The organism is Stenotrophomonas terrae, assembly GCF_001431465.1.
Classification (GTDB): Bacteria; Pseudomonadota; Gammaproteobacteria; order Xanthomonadales; family Xanthomonadaceae; genus Stenotrophomonas; species Stenotrophomonas terrae.
This window is the reverse complement of the sequence record NZ_LDJJ01000139.1, coordinates 1-702: the sequence shown is the minus strand read 5'-3', so window position 1 is coordinate 702 and position 702 is coordinate 1. Positions and strand designations below refer to the sequence as shown.

General features: G+C 63.1%; 1 protein-coding gene. It reads left to right on the top strand.

Annotation, left to right across the window (positions count from 1 at the left end):
- Window positions 1-195 precede the first annotated feature (195 nt).
- A complete protein-coding gene (rnk, locus tag ABB27_RS19110) occupies window positions 196-621 on the top strand; it encodes a nucleoside diphosphate kinase regulator (protein ID WP_057630901.1) in 426 nt (141 codons plus the stop codon).
- Window positions 622-702: the final 81 nt, after the last annotated feature.

The window sequence follows — 702 nt, the reverse complement described above, 5'->3', positions numbered from 1 at the left end:
CGCAGCGCAGGGGAGGTGCAACTGTTTGCACCCCAAAAGCTGAACATGCCCCTCCCCCACATTGCATCCGGGCCTGACCGGCCCCATGATCTTCACAGGGTCGCCTACGGCCCGTTTCACCAGCACAATAGAAACCCGGGCGGCGCCGACCAAGCGTCGCCTTTTGCTTGCTCTTCATACAGATAAGGAATTCCCATGACCAGCCACAGCGGTCTGCCGCCATCCATCGTTGTTTCCACCCGTGACATGGCCCGTCTTGAGGCCCTGCTTGACTCCCCGGCGCTGAGCCGGCACCCGGCTGCTGTTGCCCTTGCGCAGGAACTTGAGCGCGCGCAGGTGCTGCCGCCGGAAGAAATCCCCGAAGGCATCGTCACCATGCATTCCCGTGTGGACTGCGAAGACGAACTGCACAACGAAAAACATTCCCTGACCCTGGTCTATCCGCACGAAGCGGATTTCGACAAGGGCCGCGTGTCGATCCTGGCGCCGGTTGGCAGTGCCCTGTTGGGCTTGTCGGTTGGCCAGACCATCGATTGGACCGCACCCGGCGGCCGCCAGCTGCGCCTGCGCGTCACCGCCGTCCACTACCAGCCTGAAGCGGCTGGTGATTTCCACCGCTGAGCGCATCGCGCCGCCACTGCAACAGGAAACCGTAATGACCCAGGCCCACTCCAAGCTCGCCCAGCTGCGTGAACTGTCCGT

Bases quoted from the DNA above. Each gene is read 5' to 3' on its own strand.
- rnk (WP_057630901.1), top strand. From the start codon at position 196: ATGACCAGCCACAGCGGTCTGCCGCCATCCATCGTTGTTTCCACCCGT.